This window comes from Oscillibacter sp. KLE 1728 (assembly GCF_934833455.1).
GTDB classification, from domain to species: domain Bacteria; phylum Bacillota; class Clostridia; order Oscillospirales; family Oscillospiraceae; genus Oscillibacter; species Oscillibacter welbionis.
Genome location: NZ_CAKVVF010000046.1, coordinates 14,281 through 17,469, shown reverse-complemented (window position 1 = coordinate 17,469; position 3,189 = coordinate 14,281). Strand labels below are relative to the sequence as shown.

Below are 3,189 nucleotides of genomic sequence, written 5' to 3'. Positions count from 1 at the left end.
CTTTTAAGCAGTGGGTCCGGGGTTCGAATCCCCGACGGGTCACCAAAAAGAAAGACACGACTTTCGTCGTGTCTTTCTTTTTGGGTTTCGCAGGCCAATGGCCCGCGAAACCCTTCGGCGATTCAAATGCTCGGCGGAAATGAATTCTGCCTCCGCCAAGGTTCCGCCTGCGGCAAAACGCTTGTACTGCGCAAACGCACCGTCCTGCTGTGCGGAGCTCCAATGTCCGCATCTCTTCTGTCAACACAAGCTGCAGAAACCTCCTGAAGGGCTAATGCTTCAGGAGGTTTTTACAGCCGGAAAATACCAGGGATTGTTCGTAACGGGTTACCAGCAAGGGATATATCAAATTTCGCTTCGATTGCCCTGTAGGATTTGGAGTCGCTGTGAAGTCTCCGCCAGCAATTTCAATGCCGATGCTTCCAGCACCGCCTGACTGGCCGCCTGCATGATCGGGCAGATCTGTCCCCCCAAGAACTCTCTGTTGGCTTCGCACGGAAGCGATTCATTCGCCCGTGCCGGGGCAGCCGCTGTGGTGCTCCGCCCGCTCCCGTCCCAGGCTGCTTACAGGGTCATCTCCTCCCCCGGCTGAAGGACTTTGGCGGCAAATCCCGCCTCTTTGCAGGCGGCGGCGAATGCCTCCGGATCCTGGGTGATGGCCTGGAAGGTGTTGTAGTGCATGGGGACCGTCAGTCGGGGCCGGATCAGCTTCACTGCCCGGAGGGCATCCGCCGGGCCCATGGTGTAGAAATCTCCGATGGGCAGCAGCGCCACGTCGATGTCCTCGTCTGCCAGCAGGGTCATATCGGTCATCAGGGCCGTGTCTCCGGCGTGATAGATCTTCCTGCCCCCCATCTCAAAAAGGAAGCCGCAGGCAGGACAGCCCGCCGCACCGCCGCCGTGGAGGGCCTGGAAAAACTTGGCGCAGCCAAAGGACAGGCGGACCGTGCCGCCCAGATTTCCGGCGACGCATGCCACCCCCGCAGGGACAAACACCGCATCCGCCAGATCCGCTGTGCAGCAGACCGGCGCACCGGTACGTCTGGCGATGGCGGCTGCATCCCCCACGTGGTCCCCATGGCCGTGGGTGACAAAAATCACGTCCGGGTCCACCTTCTCTGCCCATTCAGGACGGCCAGCCCCGGTGAGGAAGGGGTCCGTCAGGACTTTGTGGACGCCGTCATCCAGCAGAAAGCAGGCATGGCCCAGAAATTGCAGCTTCATATATGCAGCACTCCTTTTTCCAAGATGGGACGGACAGCTGTCAGAGCCTCCGTCGGTTGGTTCTCTTGATGGGATGATATCATATCCGGTGGGCAAAGTAAATTCCAGCCTCCACGAAAAAAGCGGCGCCGGGCTTTTTCGGGCCCGACGCCGTCCGCATATTCCATCTTTCTTACAGCCGGGCCAGGATGGCATCGCCCATGGCAGCGCAGCCCACCTTCTCACATCCGGGCCGCCAGATGTCGGCGGTGCGGATGCCGTCGTTCAGCACTTGATTCACCGCAGCTTCGATGCAGTCTGCCTCCGCCGCCATATCGAAGCTGTACCGCAGCATCATGGCCGCGGACAGGATGCAGGCGATGGGGTTGATGATATCCTGTCCGGCGATGTCCGGGGCAGAGCCGTGGATGGGCTCGTACAGCCCCCGGGTGCCGTCCCCCAGGCTGGAGGAGGGCACCATGCCGATGCTGCCGGTGATCTCGCTGGCCTCGTCGGACAGGATGTCGCCGAACATGTTCTCCGTGACAATCACGTCGAACTGGGCGGGATCCTTGCAGATCTGCATGGCGCAGTTGTCCACGAACATCTCCCGGTATTCCACGTCCGGGTACTCCGCCGCCAGGCGGTGCATCACCTCCCGCCACAGGCGGCTGGTGTCCAGCACATTGGCCTTGTCCACGCAGGTGAGCTTTTTCTGGCGCTTGCGGGCGGTCTCAAAGCCGATGCGGCCGATCCGCTCGATCTCGTGCTCGGAATAGGGCATGGTGTCCACGGCGACCTTCTCGCCGTTTTCCTCGTAGGTCCTGTGCTCCCCGAAGTAGACGCCGCCGATCAGCTCGCGCACCACAATAAAGTCAATGCCTTTTTCCACGATGGCGGGCTTCAGGGGCGAGGCGTCCGCCAACTGGGGCCAGATTTTGGCAGGGCGGTTGTTGGAGTAAAGCCCCATGCCGGCCCGGAGCCGCAGGAGGCCCTTTTCCGCCCGCTTGTCACCGGGCAGGCCCTCCCACTTGGGGCCGCCGATGGCCCCCAGCAGCACGCTGTCGCTTTGCAGGCACTTGTCCAGTTCCGACTGGGGCAGGGGATCCCCGTAGGCGTCGATGGCCTCGCCGCCCATCAGGACTTTCGTATAGGTAAAGGTATGGCCAAATTTCTCAGCCACCGCGTCCAGCACCCGCAGGGCCTGGGTGACGATCTCCGGGCTGGCGCAGTCGCCGTAGATCACCGCGATATTCTTCTCCATACTGCCGCCTCCTTACCGCGCCTGGATGCTGGCCATCAGGCCGCCGGAGCGAATGATCTTCTGGATGAAGGGCGGGAAGGGCTCCGCCTGGAAGGTCTCGCCTGTGGTCTCGTCGGTGATGACGCCGGTGTCAAAGTTCACAGACACCGTGTCCCCCTCCCGGATGGCAGTGCTGGCTGACGGGCACTCCAGGATGGGCAGACCGATGTTGATGGCATTGCGGTAGAAAATCCGGGCAAAGCTGGCGGCGATGACGCAGGCGATGCCGGCGGTCTTGATGGCCAGGGGCGCGTGCTCCCGGCTGGAGCCGCAGCCGAAGTTCTCGCCCCCCACCATGATGTCGCCCGCCTGCACCCGGGTGATGAAGGTCTTGTCAATGTCCTCCATGCAGTGGTCCGCCAGCTCCCGGGCATTCTGGGTGTTCAGGTAGCGGGCGGGGATGATGACGTCGGTGTCGATGTTGTCACCGTATTTGAATACAGAACCTCTTGCTTCCATGGTGTTCAAACCTCCCTGGGATCGGTGATGTGGCCCGTCAGGGCGCTGGCCGCCGCCGTGGCGGGGCTGGCCAGATAAATCTCGCTGTTCACGTGGCCCATGCGGCCCACAAAGTTGCGGTTGGTGGTGGAGACGCACCGCTCCCCTTCCGCCAGAATGCCCATGTAGCCGCCGAGACACGGCCCGCAGGTGGGGGTGGAGACAATGCACCCGGCGTCGACAAA

At 62.1% G+C, this 3,189-nt stretch carries 4 protein-coding genes; all 4 read right to left on the bottom strand.

Going from position 1 to position 3,189, the window contains the following annotated elements; genetic code table 11:
- Positions 1–564: 564 nt before the first annotated feature.
- Positions 565–1,224, bottom strand: a complete 660-nt coding sequence (locus QVE23_RS06900) for a metal-dependent hydrolase (RefSeq protein WP_021747632.1) — start codon at positions 1,222–1,224, stop codon at positions 565–567.
- 172 nt (positions 1,225–1,396) lie between these two features.
- Positions 1,397–2,467, bottom strand: a complete 1,071-nt coding sequence (gene leuB / locus QVE23_RS06895) for a 3-isopropylmalate dehydrogenase (RefSeq protein WP_119311428.1) — start codon at positions 2,465–2,467, stop codon at positions 1,397–1,399.
- Between the two features lie 12 nt (positions 2,468–2,479).
- On the bottom strand, positions 2,480–2,965 hold the full coding sequence (gene leuD, locus QVE23_RS06890) for a 3-isopropylmalate dehydratase small subunit (protein ID WP_021747635.1): 486 nt from the start codon (positions 2,963–2,965) through the stop codon (positions 2,480–2,482).
- Between the two features lie 5 nt (positions 2,966–2,970).
- Positions 2,971–3,189, bottom strand: a 219-nt coding sequence (locus tag QVE23_RS11020) for an aconitase family protein (RefSeq protein WP_502919077.1), incomplete at its 5' end; no start/stop codon positions are given.

Coding starts and splice junctions, on each gene's coding strand:
- leuB (WP_119311428.1), bottom strand. CDS start 2,467: ATGGAGAAGAATATCGCGGTGATCTACGGCGACTGCGCCAGCCCGGAG.
- leuD (WP_021747635.1), bottom strand. CDS start 2,965: ATGGAAGCAAGAGGTTCTGTATTCAAATACGGTGACAACATCGACACC.
- QVE23_RS06900 (WP_021747632.1), bottom strand. CDS start 1,224: ATGAAGCTGCAATTTCTGGGCCATGCCTGCTTTCTGCTGGATGACGGC.